Genomic DNA, 14,434 nt, shown 5'->3' with positions numbered 1-14,434 from the left:
GTGAACGTACGTGAGTAAGTTCGTGCGGCCCGCCGCCGAGGGTGCCGATCCGTTCGGCACCGCCCGTCTGCGGCGTGGGGTGCTCGACGCCTGGGCGACCAGCCCGGCCCGCTTCCGGGAGGACGCCAACGCCGAGGAAGACCTCGTCCTCGGCGGCTACCGGGACCGACTGGTCGTCGAACTCGCGCAGAACGCCGCCGACGCCGCCGCCCGCGCAGGCGTGGCCGGCCGCCTCCGCCTCACCCTCCGCGACGGCGTCCTCTGCGCCGCCAACACCGGCGCCCCCCTCGACGCGACCGGCGTCGAATCCCTCTCCACCCTCCGCGCCTCCGCGAAGCGCGACGCGGGCGACAGCGCGGTAGGCCGTTTCGGCGTCGGCTTCGCCGCCGTGGTCGCCGTGACCGACGAACCCGCCGTAGTAGGACGGCACGGCGGCGTCCGCTGGTCCCTCGCCGAGTCCCGCACCCTCGCCGACGACACCGCCCGGCACAGCCCGGGACTCGGCACCGAGATCCGCCGCCGCGACGGCCAAGTCCCCGTCCTCCGCCTCCCGTTCGCCGCCGAGGGCACCGCCCCCGACTCCTACGACACGGTCGTCATCCTCCCGCTCCGCGACACCGCCGCCGAGGACCTCGCCGAGCGCCTCCTCAACGCGGTGGACGACGCGCTGCTGCTCGCCCTCCCCGGCCTGGTCGAGGTCGTGATCGAGGTGGGCGACGACGCCCCCCGCACCCTCAGCCGCCGCACGGCCGGCGCGGACACGGTCGTGGACGACAGCAGGGACGGCACCACCCGCTGGCGTACGACCGACGCACACGGCGCGCTCGACAAGGAACTGCTCGCCGACCGCCCCGTCGAGGAGCGGCTGCGACCGTACTGGTCCGTCACCTGGGCCGTACCGGTCGCCGACGACGGCACCCCCGCCCACCCCCGCACCACCCCCGTCGTGCACGCGCCCACCCCCAGCGACGAACCCCTCGGCGTCCCCGCACTCCTCATCGCGTCGCTCCCGCTCGACACCACCCGAAGGCACGCCGCCCCCGGCCCGCTGACCGACTACGTCGTGGAGCGCGCGGCGGACGCGTACGTCGAACTCCTCGCCGCCTGGCGCCCGGTGACCACCGGCATCATCGACCTCGTGCCCGGCCCGCTGGCCAAGGGAGAGCTGGACGGCACCCTGCGCCAGGCGATCCTGAACCGACTGCCACGCACCGCCTTCCTCCCGCCCGCCATCGCCCCCACCACCACCGAGGCCTCCACCACCGACCTCCCCACCACCGAACTCCCCACCGACGAGCGGGAGTTGCCCGAGGCCCTACGCCCCCGGGACGCCGAGGTCATCGAGGGCGCGGGCACCGACACCGTGCGCGTCCTCGCCGAGGTCCTCCCCACCCTCCTCCCCGCCGGCCTCGAACGCCGCGTGGAACTACGGACGTTGGGCGTGGCCCGCGTCCCCCTCACCGACGCGGTCGACCGCCTGGCCGGCCTGGAGAAGGACCCCGCCTGGTGGCGGCGCCTCTACGACAGCCTCGCGGGCGTGGACCCCGACCGCCTCTCCGGACTGCCCGTACCCCTCGCGGACGGCAGGACGACGATCGGCCCCCGCCAAGTCCTCCTCCCCACCCCCGACTCGGCCCAGGTCGAACCCGAGGTCCTCGCCAGGCTCGGCCTCAAGGTCGCCCACCCGGACGCGGCGCACCCCCTCCTGGAGAAGCTCGGCGCGCTGTCCGCGACCCCCCGTGCCGTACTCACGACACCCCAGGTACGGGCAGCCGTGGCCGCCTCCATCGACGACGAGGGCGGCGCCGTATGGGACGAACCGGCCCCCGACGCGGAGGAGTTGGCCGACACGGTCCTCGCCCTCGTCCGGGACGCAGATCTCCAGCCCGGTGACGAACCCTGGCTCGGCGCACTGGCCCTGCCCGACGAGGACGGCGAACTGGCGCCCGCCGGCGAGCTGGTCCTCCCCGGCAGCCCGTTCGCCCAGGTGATGCGCGAGGACGAACTGGCCTTCGTGGACGCGGAGTTGGCAGACCGCTGGGGCGAGCAGCCCCTGGCGGCCTGCGGCGTCCTCGCCACCTTCGCCCTCGTCCGGGCCACCGACGTGGTCCTCGACCCGGACGAACTGGAGCCCCGCGACAGCGACTTCGCGGAACCGGACGACCCCGGCCTGCTGGACTCCGTGGACGTGTGGTCGGAAGACGTCCTGGACCGCTTCCCGGACACCCCCGTACCCCCCGTGGCCACGGAACTCGTGGCCGTCCGCGACCTGGACCTCGTCGACGACGACCGCTGGCCGCAGGCCCTCGCCCTCCTCGCCCAGCCCCCGCTCCGCGACGCGATCACCCAACAGGTCCGCATCCTCCTGCCCGACGGCACCCACGAGCTCGTACGCCCGTACACCGCATGGTGGCTGCGCGGCCACCCGGTACTCGACGGCCGCCGCCCGGCGGGCCTCCTGGCAGCAGGCGGCGACCCACTCCTGCGCGGCCTCTACGACGAGGCGGACGCGACCGGCTTCGACGACGAACAGGTACTCCGGGCACTAGGCGTACGCACCTCCGTCACCGCGCTCCTCGACGAGCCCGGCGGAGCCGCAGAACTCCTCGACCGCCTCGCCGACCCGGACCGCGAGGTCACCGGCGCCCAACTGCACGCCCTCTACAGCGCGTTGGCGGACCTGGACCCGGAACAGGTGACTCTCCCGGACGACCTGCGCGCGGTGGTCGACGGCGAGGTCACCGTCGTGGACGCCACCGAAGCCATGGTCGTCGACTCACCCGACCTGCTCCCCTTCACGGCGGGCATCCCGCTCCTCCCCGTACGCCCGTCCAGGGCAGCGGAGTTGGCCGAACTCTTCCAGGTACGGCGCCTGAGCGAGTCGGTCACCGGCGAGGTCACCTCCGAGGGCACCGAGCACGACGTACCCGAATCCGTCCGCGTCCTCCTCGGCCCGCTCACCCCCACCACCTACGTCGAACACGACGAACTGGTCGTGGACGGCGTGGAGATCGACTGGCGCCGGACCCGCGACGGCGTGCTGCACGCCTCGACCCTGGAGGGCGTGGCCGCAGGCCTCGCCTGGGCGGCGGCCCAGTGGCCCCGCCGCTTCGAGGTCGCGGCGCTCCTCGAGGACCCGTCCCGGACCGAGGAGCTGGCACGGGACCGCTGGTTCGACTGAGACCGACCGGCGGGCGAGCTGGTGCGACGTGAAGTAATCAGTTCGCAATCCTCGTACAAAGAACTGATTCGGCGTACAACCCTCACCACCCGCCACGCATCAGATCACGTGAGCCAACAGGCTCCGCCATCACTTGGGCCCCCGGCGCCGACGACGAGCCGTACGGAACGACCAGCGCGCCGGGGCCCCCTTTCTCCACTTGGGGAACGCATGCGCATAAGCGCCACCGTGGCCGCCGTCTCCGGCGCCCTGGTCCTCTCCGCCTTTGCCGTACCGGCCGCGCAGGCCGCGGGCTCCGACGCCGGCTCGTACCGCGCGGACGTCGCGAAGATCCGTGAGGCCGCCCACGCCGCCTCCGGCAAGGCCGCTCTCTCCGGCTCCACCGTCGCCTCACCCGCCGCCGACGAGCCGTACGCCCTGAACGTCACGTTCTCCAACGTCAAGGTGCACAGCGGCAAGCCGATCGTGGTCGGTGCCGCCGCCCACGTCTCCGTGCCGGTCACGTACACGCTGACGCACGGCGCCGACGTCGACATCACCGCGTCCGACTTCCTCACCGGCCCGTACATCTACAAGGGCACCTACGCCCAGCCGACCAACATGCTGTTCGGCGAGGACGCGGGCACCTGCACGGTCACCTCGGCGACCACCGCCTCCTGCAAGGCCACCATCGACATCTACCCGGGCGACGGCGACCTGTCGAACGTCGACGCCGGTGCCTGGAAGGCCGGCGCCGAGGCCATCGCGCTGAACGGCCAGGACCCGACGAGCACCACCTTCGACATCACCAAGGTCGGCCTCGCGGACCAGGGCGGCTTCGCCTCCCCGAACGTCACGCGCCTGTCCAAGCTGACGGTCAACGCCGCCCCGGAGCCCGTCAAGAAGGGCAAGACCATCACGGTCACCGGCAAGCTGACCCGCGCCAACTGGGACGCCAACAACTACACCGGCTACTCCACCCAGCCGGTGAAGCTCCAGTTCCGCAAGAAGAACGCCACCACGTACACCACCATCAAGACCATCAAGACCACCTCGACGGGCGCACTGAAGACCACCGTCAAGGCCACGGTCGACGGCTACTTCCGCTACAGCTTCGCGGGCACGCCCACCACGGCCCCGATCAACGCGACGGGCGACTACGTCGACGTGAAGTAAGCAGCAGCAGTACGACCCCGGACCCGCGCCCGGTTCTTCAGGGGCGCGGGTCCGTGTCGTTCCGCGGCAGCCATTCGCCGACCGAAGGAGCACGGTCCAGGAGCCGGCCGACCTCCAGCCCCTCCTCGCGCGAGGTCACTCTCGGCAGCGGGGCGAAATCGTCGGGAAGCACATCCAGCAGGCTCAGCACGCGATCCCCCGCGCGCAGCGTGATCAGCAGCTCGCACCGTAACTGGCGTGGCACATCCGGCCGGTGGGACAGGGAGTGCCACAGAGCCGGCCGCAGGTAGTGCGTGCCGTCGGGCGCCGCGTTGGCCCGCACCCACGCCGGCTCCAACCGCTGGCTCAGACCGAGGTCACCCGCCTGCTCCTCCAGCCTGAACAGCGAGACCGAATCGATCGCTTTCAGTTCACGCGGCAGGGGTTGACCGAAGGGCATCGCCCCATCCTTCCCGACGGCTGCCCGACGACACCCCAGGAGTCGGTCCCCTCAGACCGAACCCCGACGATCGACCACCCTCCAAACCCCCTCCAGCACAACCCCCGCCACCCCCGCGATCCCCACCGCAACCCACGGCATGGTCACCCCCACCAACTTCAGCGCGAAGAAATGCTGAAGCCACGGCACGACCAGCACGACCACGAACGCCGCCCCCATCGAAGCCACCAGGGCAACCCGCCACCACGTGTAGGGCCGCGCGATGATCGCCAGCACCCACATCGAGATCAGGAACAACGTCAGGGTCGCCGCACTGGTCTCCGCCTCCAACGAGCCCTTCCCCGTGTAGTAGTGACGGGCGATCAGATACGTCACGAAGGTGGCCGCCCCGGCGATCACCCCACCCGGGATCGAGTACCGCATCACCCGCCGCACAAAGTGGGGCTGCGCCCGCTCCGTGTTCGGCGCCAGCGCGAGAAAGAACGCCGGGACGCCGATCGTCAGCGTCGACAGCAGCGTCAAGTGCCGTGGCAGGAACGGATATTCGACCCGCCAGCACACCACCAGCACAGCCAACAACACCGAGTACACGGTCTTCACCAGGAACAGCGTCGCCACCCGCGTGATGTTCCCGATGACCCGACGCCCCTCGGCGACCACCGAAGGCAGCGTCGCGAAGCTGTTGTTGAGCAGCACGATCTGCGCGACCGCCCGCGTGGCCTCGGACCCCGAGCCCATGGACACCCCGATGTCGGCGTCCTTGAGGGCGAGCACGTCGTTCACCCCGTCCCCGGTCATCGCGACCGTGTGCCCGCGCGACTGCAACGCCCCCACCATGTCCCGCTTCTGCTGCGGGGTGACCCGCCCGAACACCGTGCCCTCGTCCAGGGACTTGGCCATCTCCTCCTGGTCCGAAGGCAGTTGACGCGCATCCACGACCTGCCCGGTGAGCCCCAGCTTCCCGGCCACCGCCCCCACGGACACCGCGTTGTCCCCGGAGATGACCTTGGCGTGCACATCCTGCTCGGCGAAGTACCGCAGCGTCTCCGCCGCGTCGGGCCGCAACCGCTGCTCCAGGACGACGAGCGCGGTCGCCTCGGCCTCCCGCGCGACCCCCGGATCGTCCAGCTCACCCGAGACCCGCGCCAGCAACAGCACCCGTAGCCCTTGTTCGTTGAGCCGCCCGGTCTCCTCCAGCGCGGGATCATCCGCACCCAAAAGGACATCGGGCGCCCCGAGCAACCACGTACTCGACTCCCCGTTCCCCTCGCTGAAAGACGCCCCGCTGTACTTCCGTGCCGACGAGAACGGCAGCGACTCCACGCACCGCCACTCCTCGCTGTCCGGGTAGGCGGTGATGATCGCCTTCAGCGACGCGTTCGGCCGCGGGTCCGACTCCCCGAGCGCGCCGAGGACTTTGCGTACGTACGTCTCGTCGGCCCCGCCGAGCGACCGCAGTTCGGTGACGTCCATGCCGCCCTCGGTGAGCGTGCCCGTCTTGTCGAGGCAGACCGTGTCGACGCGGGCGAGGCCCTCGATGGCCGGAAGTTCCTGGACGAGGCACTGTTTCCGGCCAAGCCGGATGACACCGATCGCGAAGGCCACCGAGGTGAGGAGCACCAGCCCCTCGGGCACCATCGGGACGATCCCGCCGACCGTCCGCGCGATCGAGTCCTTGAACCCGTGCTGTTTGACGACGAGTTGGCTGATGACCAGGCCGATCGCGGTCGGGATCATCATCCACGTCACGTACTTGAGGATCGTGGAGATACCGGTGCGCAGCTCGGAGTGGACGAGCGTGAATCGCGAGGCCTCCTCGGCGAGTTGGACGGCGTACGCCTCACGCCCCACCTTCGTCGCCTCGAACGCGCCGCCGCCGGCGACCACGAAACTCCCGGACATGACCGCGTCCCCCGGCCGCTTCACGACCGGATCGGCCTCACCGGTCAGCAGCGACTCGTCGATCTCCAGGCCGTCGGCCTCGACGCACTCCCCGTCGACCACGACCTTGTCCCCGGGCCCGATCTCGATGAGATCCCCGAGCACGATCTCGGAGGTGCTCACCTCCACCGCGGCCCCGTCGCGACGCACCGTCGGTTTCGCCTCGCCGATCACCGCGAGGGAGTCGAGCGTCTTCTTCGCCCGCCACTCCTGGAAGACCCCGATCCCGGTGTTGGCGATGATCACGTACCCGAACAGGCTGTCCTGCACCGGCGCCACGAACAGCATGATCAGCCAGAGCACGCCGATGATCGCGTTGAACCGGGTGAAGACGTTGGCCCGCACGATCTCGCCGAGGGACCGACTGCTGCGCACCGGGACGTCGTTGACCTCCCCGCGCGCCACCCGTTCGGCGACCCCGGCGGCGGTGAGCCCACGCGCCCGTGCGGGCGGAATGGGCACGGGGTGCACAGGATCGAGTTCGGCGCCCGCGTCGGTGTGCGTCATGCAGTCGACGGTACGTGCGGATTTACGGCTTCACCCGCCGAGTGCCCGGAAGATCCGACCAGCGGAGGACGGCGGGCGGGCCCGGGTGATGCCTGGGGTGTAGGGGGAACTCCTCACTCCGCAGCAGGGGAGGGGCCGGCAGGAGAGGCGCCCGCCGCCGCCGCCTCGGCCGCCAGCCGCTTGAGGGCCGCGTCGCGCCCCCGGACGTACCAGATGCCGATCAGCCCGAGCCCGGCCCCGGCCAGGCAGGTCCACAGCCACCACAGATGGCCGTGGTCGTCGAACCAGCCGTAGAAGGGGAGCTGTGCCAGGAAGAGGACGAACCAGAGGATCGTGAGGCCGATGATCGTCGGGACGATCGGGCCCTCCAGGGGCTCAGGTGCCTCGTGTGTCGGTGTCCACTTCGCCATGCCCCCAGCTTACGAGGCGGGACAAGACCCGTGGATCACCGTGGGTCTACGCGCGGAGATAGCGCCTGACGTCTTCATATGTTCATACTGAAACGGTTTCCGTCTGTCCACTTCTGCTCGTAGGAACATCCAATGCAGACCGCCCTCGACCGCTACTTCAAGATCTCCGAACGGGGCTCCACGCTCCCCCGCGAGATCCGGGGCGGGTTCGCCACCTTCTTCGCGATGGCGTACATCATCGTGCTCAACCCGATCATCCTGGGCAGCGCGAAGGACATGTACGGGCATCACCTCGACAACGGCCAGTTGGTCACCGCCACCGCCGTCACCGCCGCCTTCACCACCCTCCTCATGGGGGTCATCGGCAACGTCCCGATCGCGCTGGCCGCCGGACTCGGCGTGAACTCCGTCGTCGCCCTCCAGCTCGCGCCGCGCATGTCGTGGCCGGACGCGATGGGCATGGTCGTCCTGGCCGGCCTGGTCGTGATGCTGCTGGTCGCCACCGGGCTGCGCGAGCGCGTGATGAACGCGGTGCCGTACGGGCTGCGCAAGGCGATCTCGATCGGTATCGGCCTGTTCATCATGCTGATCGGGCTCGTGGACTCCGGGTTCATCTCCCGCATCCCGGACGCCGCCCAGACCACCGTCCCGCTCCAGCTCGGCGCCGACGGTCACCTCAACGGCTGGCCGGTGCTGATCTTCATCCTCGGCGCGCTGCTCACGCTCGCGCTGATCGTCCGCAAGGTGCCCGGCGCGATCCTGATCTCGATCGTCACGATGACCGTCCTCGCGGTGATCGTGAACGCGGTCGCGACGATCCCCTCCTGGGGCCTGACCACCCCGAAGTGGCCCGGAAACCCGGTCGCCACCCCCGACTTCGGCCTGATCGGCAAGTTCAGCCTGTTCGGCGGCTTCGGCAAGGTCGGCGTACTGACCGGCGTCCTCTTCGTCTTCACGGTCCTGCTGTCGTGCTTCTTCGACGCGATGGGCACGATCATGGGCATCAGCGACGAGGCCAAGCTGACCGACGGCGAGGGCAACATGCCCGGCATCAACAAGGTCCTCTTCGTCGACGGCATCGCGGTCGCGGCGGGCGGCGCCAGCTCCTCCTCCGCGACGACCTGCTTCGTGGAGTCCACGGCCGGTGTCGGCGAGGGCGCCCGCACCGGCTTCGCGAACGTCGTCACGGGCGCCCTGTTCGCCGTAGCGCTGTTCCTCACGCCGATCGCCACGATGGTCCCGTCCCAGGCGGCCACCCCCGCGCTGCTCGCGGTGGGCTTCCTGATCCTGGCGGGCTCCGTCAAGGAGATCGACTGGGCCGACCACACGATCGCGATCCCGGCCTTCATCACGATGGTGATGATGCCGTTCACCTACTCGATCACGAACGGCATCGGCATGGGCTTCATCACGTTCGTGGTGCTACGGCTGGTGGCGGGCCGGGGCCGGGAGGTCCCGGTGCCGATGTACGTCGTGGCGGCGGTCTTCGGCTTCTACTACCTGATGCCGGCGCTGGGTCTCACGTGACCCCGTTGACGCCGTAGAACTTCTCGGTCTCGTCCACGGCGGTCTGGAACCGCTCGTCGAAGTCGTCCCGGATGAGCGTCTGGACCACATAGTCCTGGACGCTCATTCCCCTTTTGGCCGCATGGTGTCGGAGCCGTTCGAGCAGCTCCCCGTCTATCCGCAGGCTGAGCACGCTGGTCCCCATGAAGACGAGGGTCCGGGGCGGTTCCGGACGGTGGGTGACGTTCCGCGCCGGTATCACTCATATGGGTGACGGAAGGGTTCAGTGGCCAGGGTCACGGGCATCTCGGCGTGTCCCATTGGTCTTTAGCGAGAGTAATGAGTTACGCTAAAGAACATGCCGGACCTAACCCATGGCGACGACGCTGCCGCTGTGAACTCCCTGCGATCAGCCGTGATGCGGTTGTCCCGTCGACTCAAGCACCAGCGGGTCGACGAGTCACTGAGCCCCACCGAGATGTCGGTGCTGGGCACCCTGTCCACCTGCGGCAGCGCGACTCCTGGCGAGCTCGCTCGCAAGGAGCATGTGCAGCCGCCCTCGATGACCCGCATCGTGGCGCTGCTCGAGGCCAAGGGCCTGGTCCAGTTGGAGCCGCACCCCGAGGACCGGCGCCAGAAGGTCGTCACCAAGACCCCCCAGGCCGAGGCGATGCTCGAAGAGAGCCGCCGCAAGCGCAACGCGTTCCTGGCCGGCCTGGTCGACGGCCTCGACGAGGACGAGTGGGCGAAGATCGTCGCCGCCGCCCCCGTGCTGGAGAAACTCGCACACCTGTAAGTCCGTCTATGTAGGAGGCGACCTTTTGAGTTCGGGAACCGGAGCAGACTCCGCCCCCGCGCCAGCCACCCCCGACTCCCCGCCCACCCCACCTGGTAAGTCCTCGATGTTCAGCTCGCTGAAGATCCGGAACTACCGGCTGTTCTTCATCGGCCAGGTCGTCTCCAACACCGGCACCTGGATGCAGCGCATCGCCCAGGACTGGCTGGTCCTCAGCCTCACCGGCTCCTCCGCCGCCGTGGGCATCACGACCGCCCTCCAGTTCCTGCCGATGCTGCTCTTCGGGCTCTACGGCGGTGTCCTCGTCGACCGGCTGCCCAAGCGCCCCACCCTGCTCGTCACGCAGTCCGCGATGGCCCTCACCGGCCTCGCCCTCGCCTTCCTGACCCTCTCCGGCCACGTCCAGGTCTGGCACGTGTACGTCGCCGCCTTCGCCGTGGGTCTCGCCACGGTGGTCGACAACCCGGCCCGCCAGTCCTTCGTCTCCGAGATGGTCGGCCCCGAGCAACTGCAGAACGCGGTCAGCCTGAACTCGGCGAACTTCCAGTCCGCCCGCCTGGTCGGCCCCGCCGTCGCGGGCGTCCTGATCACCGGCGTCGGCACCGGCTGGGCGTTCCTCTTCAACGGCCTGTCGTTCGTCGCGCCCCTGGCGAGTCTGCTCCTCATGCGCAACCGCGACCTGAAGGCCGTGGCGAAGCGCGCACCGCGCGGCAAGGGCCAGCTCCGCGAAGGCCTGCGCTATGTCGCCGGCCGCCCCGACCTGATCTGGCCGATCGTCCTCGTCGGCTTCATCGGCACCTTCGGCTTCAACTTCCCGGTGTGGCTGTCGGCCTACGCGGACGACATCTTCCACGCGGGCGCCGGCGCCTACAGCCTCTTCAACACGCTGATGGCGGTCGGCTCCCTGATCGGCGCCCTGCTCGCCGCCCGCCGCGGCACCACCCGCCTGCGCGTCCTGATCGCGGCGGCGGCGGCCTTCGGCCTGCTGGAGGTCGTAGCGGCCGTGGCCCCCTCCTACTGGCTGTTCGCCCTGCTCATGATCCCGATCGGCATCGCCGGCCTGACGGTCAACGTCACGGCCAACACCGCCGTCCAGATGGGCACCGACCCGGCCATGCGCGGCCGGGTCATGGCCCTGTTCATGATGGTCTTCATGGGCGGTACGCCGGTGGGCGCACCGATCGTCGGCTGGATCACGGATGCCTACGGCCCCCGGGTGAGCTTCGCCCTCGGCGGCGTCATCGCGGCCGCCGCCGCGGCCACGATCGGCGTGATCCTGGCCCGCATCGGCGACCTGCGCCTGTCCTTCGACTGGAACCACGGCCATCCGAGCGTCGCCTTCGTCCCGCGCGAGCGGGAGCAACTGGCCACGGCGGCCTGAGAGTTGTGCGGTGTGGCCGGCCCGGGGGTTACACCCTCCGGGCCAGCACCTGTCCCGGCCACGAGTCCTCGCCAACCGTGAACGCCTCGGTCGCCGTGAACCCGTTGCCCTCGTAGTAGGCGACGAGCTTGCGGTCGTCCCCCGCGTAACAGTCCACCCGCAGCAGGGAGACACCGGCCCGCCGCGTCACCTCCGCCGCGTGCGCGAGCAGCGCGCTGCCGACGCCGTGGCCCTTGAACCGGCGGTCGGAGGCGAGGATGTGGACGTACCGCTCGGGCTCGTCGACGGCTTCGATGTACGACCCGGGGGAGTCGGTGAGGGTGAGCGTGCCGGCCGGAACGCCGTCGACCTCGGCGATGTACGGCGAGCCGGTCGTGACATACCGCTCGACCATCGCCACGGCCTTCGGATTCTCCGACCACGGTGTGCTGCCCCACTGCCCGGTCCGCCCCTGCGCGACGAGCCACGCCACGGCGCTGTCGAGCATGCCGAGTATCGCCGGGATGTCCTCGGGGCCGCCGTCCCTGATGCTGATAGCCATGCGTCCATAGTGGCAGGCTGAGGCTCATGAGACTCTTCGCCGCCGTGCTGCCCCCGGAGGAGATCACCGCCGAACTCGCCGCCGCGGTGGCCGAGTTGAGGACCCTCCCGACCGCGGACACCCTGCGCTGGACCGGCCGCCCGGGCTGGCACTTCACCCTCGCCTTCTACGGCGAGGTCGACGAGGACGTCGTACCGGAACTGTCGGCCCGGCTGGAGCGGACCGCTCGCCGCATCGAACCCTTCGGGCTGGCGGTGCGCGGGGGCGGGCAGTTCGGGGAGGGGCGGGCGTTGTGGGCGGGGGCGGCGGGCGATCTCGCCGCGCTGCGGGCGCTGGCGGAGGGCTGCGAGGAGGCGGTGGCGGGGGAGCACCGGCGGTATCGCGCCCACCTGACCCTGGCGCGGAGCCGGGAGGCGGTGGACGTACGGCCGTATCTCGACCGGCTCGACGGTTTCGCGGGGCGGGCGTGGACGGTGGACGAGCTGGTGCTGGTGCGGAGCAGCCTGCCGAGGTCGGGGGTTCCCGGGGAGCAGCCGCGGTATGAGGCGGTCGCCCGCTGGGGGTTGGGGGCGGGCGGTTAGGCTCGGGTACGTGGACCCGAAAACCCGGAACCGGATCATGGCCGGTGCGCTTGTGCTGTTGTTCGTTGTCGTGGGGCTTGCCGCTGCGCTCGGCAAGTGAGGGCGGGGCTGCGGGCCGTCGTTCGGCTCCGCCGAGCGGGAGCTGGTCGCGCCCACGCGGCGGAGCCGCACATGTCACAGCCCCGCGCTCCTTTGGGGGCGCGCTTGCCTGTACGGCGTTTACCAGGCGAAGGCCTCCGGCGACGGGCCCGGGCCCGGGAAGATCTCGTCCAGCGAGGTGAGGACTTCCTCGCTCAACTCCAGCTCTACGGCCCGCAGGGCGGAGTCGAGCTGTTCGGCCGTGCGCGGGCCGACGATCGGGCCGGTGACGCCGGGGCGGGTCAGCAGCCAGGCCAGGGCGGCTTCTCCGGGCTCGATGCCGTGCTTGTCGAGGAGGTCCTCGTAGGCCTGGATCTGGGCGCGTGAGGTCGGGTTGGCGAGGGTGTCCGCGGCCCGGCCGCTCGCCCGGCGTCCGCCCGAGATCTCCTTCTTGATGACCCCGCCGAGGAGTCCGCCCTGGAGCGGGGACCAGGGGATGACCCCGAGGCCGTACTCCTGCGCGGCCGGGATGACCTCCATCTCGGCGCGGCGCTCGGCGAGGTTGTAGAGGCACTGCTCGCTGACGAGGCCGATGGTGCCGCCGCGGCGGGCCGCGATCTCGTTCGCCTGGGCGATCTTGTAACCGGGGAAGTTCGAGGAACCGACGTAGAGGATCTTGCCCTGCTGGATGAGGGTGTCGATCGCCTGCCAGATCTCCTCGAAGGGGGTGGCGCGGTCGACGTGGTGGAACTGGTAGATGTCGATGTAGTCCGTCTGCAGCCGCTTGAGGCTGGCGTCCACGGCGCGCCGGATGTTCACGGCGGACAGCTTGTCGTGGTTGGGCCAGGCGTCGCCGTCGGCGGCCATGTTGCCGTAGACCTTGGTGGCGAGGACCGTCTTGTCGCGGTGATCGGGGCTCTTGGCGAACCAGTTGCCGATGATCTCCTCGGTACGGCCCTTGTCCTCGCCCCAGCCGTACACATTGGCGGTGTCGAAGTAGTTGATGCCCGCGTCCAGCGCCGCGTCCATGATCGCGTGGCTGTCCGGCTCATTCGTCTGCGGTCCGAAGTTCATCGTGCCGAGGACCAGTCGGCTGACCTTGAGGCCTGTGCGTCCGAGCTGCGTGTACTTCATGAGTACCTAGCCAACGACTTCGAGTGCGCTCTATGCAAGGGGGGTCAGTCGCGGGGGAACTCGTCGGTGGTGAGGGTGAGGCCGACCACGGTGCCGGTGAGATCCACGGCGTCCCCGAACGCCACCTTCGTCTCGGTCGCGTAGTCGTCGCCCTTGGGGTGGGTGTAGATGTGGCAGCGGCCTTGATACGGGTCGGCGATGACGTAGACGGGGACCTCGGCGAGAGCGTACGCGGCCTTCTTCGGGCCGTAGTCGTTGGCGGCGGTGCCCTTGGAGATGACCTCGGCGACGAACTCGACGTCCTGGTAACGCCAGCGCCCCTCCTCCGTCTTTTCGGCACCCTCGGCCATCGCCGTGACGTCGGTCGCGAATCCGTTGAGGTGCCCCGGATAGTCGATGCGGACGTCGGACTTCACGCGCTTCCGGGGGTACTTGGCCCGTAGCTGTTCGACGATGTCCAGGATGATCTCCCAGTGAGTGTCCCGCTGCGGCGACATGAAGACGGTCCCCTCGACGATCTCGACCTTGTATCCCTCGGGGACGGGCATCGTCTCAAGCCGCTCGAACATCTCGTCCAGCGTGCTCGTGTTGTCGCTCTCGGCCATCGCGATCCTGTCTTCAAGGACGGTCATCGTGGCGCTCCTCCCCGGCCACCCTCCACACGAGTGCAGCCGCGCGGTACAACGATACGCACGGTGACCGGGATACGTAGTGATCACGCCATCGACGATCACGCCACCGACCGTCGATATTCGGTTGCCGCCTCACAAGTCGCCTCGCGCGC

13 protein-coding genes are annotated in these 14,434 nt (G+C 70.0%); 6 read left to right on the top strand and 7 right to left on the bottom strand.

Features of this window, described 5'->3' with window-relative positions:
• The first annotated feature begins 10 nt into the window (after nucleotides 1–10).
• Nucleotides 11–3,181, top strand: coding sequence for a sacsin N-terminal ATP-binding-like domain-containing protein (locus OG223_RS23695; RefSeq protein ID WP_329252076.1), 3,171 nt, complete (start codon nucleotides 11–13; stop codon nucleotides 3,179–3,181).
• Nucleotides 3,182–3,391: 210 nt separating this feature from the next.
• Entirely contained in the window at nucleotides 3,392–4,336 is a 945-nt protein-coding gene (locus OG223_RS23690) for a hypothetical protein (RefSeq protein ID WP_329252073.1), read from the top strand.
• Nucleotides 4,337–4,373: 37 nt separating this feature from the next.
• Here the strand turns inward: OG223_RS23690 and OG223_RS23685 are convergent, their stop codons facing one another.
• The 3 genes from OG223_RS23685 to OG223_RS23675 all read right to left on the bottom strand — a co-directional run bounded on the left by OG223_RS23685 (nucleotide 4,374) and on the right by OG223_RS23675 (nucleotide 7,633).
• Nucleotides 4,374–4,775 (bottom strand): hypothetical protein, encoded by a 402-nt coding sequence (locus tag OG223_RS23685; protein WP_329252070.1) that lies wholly within the window; start codon nucleotides 4,773–4,775, stop codon nucleotides 4,374–4,376.
• A 51-nt stretch (nucleotides 4,776–4,826) separates the two neighbouring features.
• A complete protein-coding gene (locus OG223_RS23680) occupies nucleotides 4,827–7,223 on the bottom strand; it encodes a cation-translocating P-type ATPase (protein WP_329252068.1) in 2,397 nt (798 codons plus the stop codon).
• Between the two features lie 113 nt (nucleotides 7,224–7,336).
• The gene (locus OG223_RS23675) at nucleotides 7,337–7,633 is read right to left on the bottom strand and encodes a DUF2530 domain-containing protein (RefSeq protein WP_329252065.1); all 297 of its coding nucleotides are present in this window, start codon (nucleotides 7,631–7,633) and stop codon (nucleotides 7,337–7,339) included.
• Between the two features lie 132 nt (nucleotides 7,634–7,765).
• Between OG223_RS23675 and OG223_RS23670 the strand changes: the two genes are divergently transcribed.
• Nucleotides 7,766–9,160 carry an NCS2 family permease gene (locus OG223_RS23670; protein ID WP_329252062.1) on the top strand — a complete coding sequence of 465 codons (1,395 nt, stop codon included), beginning with the start codon at nucleotides 7,766–7,768 and terminating at the stop codon, nucleotides 9,158–9,160.
• On the opposite strand, the gene OG223_RS23665 is transcribed toward OG223_RS23670, so the two are convergent.
• Nucleotides 9,153–9,344 (bottom strand): ribbon-helix-helix protein, CopG family, encoded by a 192-nt coding sequence (locus tag OG223_RS23665; protein WP_329252059.1) that lies wholly within the window; start codon nucleotides 9,342–9,344, stop codon nucleotides 9,153–9,155. The two genes, OG223_RS23670 and OG223_RS23665, sit on opposite strands and share 8 nt — an antisense overlap.
• A 153-nt stretch (nucleotides 9,345–9,497) precedes the next feature.
• On the opposite strand from OG223_RS23665, the gene OG223_RS23660 reads away from it, so the two are divergent.
• Together OG223_RS23660 and OG223_RS23655 are read left to right on the top strand one after the other, a co-directional pair.
• Nucleotides 9,498–9,935 carry a MarR family winged helix-turn-helix transcriptional regulator gene (locus tag OG223_RS23660; protein WP_026150457.1) on the top strand — a complete coding sequence of 146 codons (438 nt, stop codon included), beginning with the start codon at nucleotides 9,498–9,500 and terminating at the stop codon, nucleotides 9,933–9,935.
• A gap of 106 nt (nucleotides 9,936–10,041) precedes the next feature.
• Complete coding sequence (locus OG223_RS23655) at nucleotides 10,042–11,316, top strand: MFS transporter (RefSeq protein WP_329252056.1); 1,275 nt, start codon at nucleotides 10,042–10,044, stop codon at nucleotides 11,314–11,316.
• Between the two features lie 28 nt (nucleotides 11,317–11,344).
• Here OG223_RS23655 and OG223_RS23650 read toward each other — a convergent pair whose 3' ends face one another.
• On the bottom strand, nucleotides 11,345–11,857 hold the full coding sequence (locus OG223_RS23650) for a GNAT family N-acetyltransferase (protein WP_329252053.1): 513 nt from the start codon (nucleotides 11,855–11,857) through the stop codon (nucleotides 11,345–11,347).
• A gap of 26 nt (nucleotides 11,858–11,883) precedes the next feature.
• Here OG223_RS23650 and thpR point away from each other — a divergent pair, with 26 nt between their 5' ends.
• A complete protein-coding gene (gene thpR / locus OG223_RS23645; protein WP_329252051.1) occupies nucleotides 11,884–12,438 on the top strand; it encodes an RNA 2',3'-cyclic phosphodiesterase in 555 nt (184 codons plus the stop codon).
• 219 nt (nucleotides 12,439–12,657) lie between these two features.
• On the opposite strand, the gene OG223_RS23640 is transcribed toward thpR, so the two are convergent.
• Complete coding sequence (locus OG223_RS23640; protein ID WP_329252048.1) at nucleotides 12,658–13,650, bottom strand: aldo/keto reductase; 993 nt, start codon at nucleotides 13,648–13,650, stop codon at nucleotides 12,658–12,660.
• Nucleotides 13,651–13,694: 44 nt separating this feature from the next.
• On the bottom strand, nucleotides 13,695–14,282 hold the full coding sequence (locus OG223_RS23635) for a Uma2 family endonuclease (RefSeq protein WP_329252045.1): 588 nt from the start codon (nucleotides 14,280–14,282) through the stop codon (nucleotides 13,695–13,697).
• Nucleotides 14,283–14,434 lie beyond the last annotated feature (152 nt).

The sequence above is a fragment of the Streptomyces sp. NBC_01478 genome, assembly GCF_036227225.1.
Lineage (GTDB): Bacteria > Actinomycetota > Actinomycetes > Streptomycetales > Streptomycetaceae > Streptomyces.
This window is presented reverse-complemented; position numbering and strand designations above follow the sequence as displayed.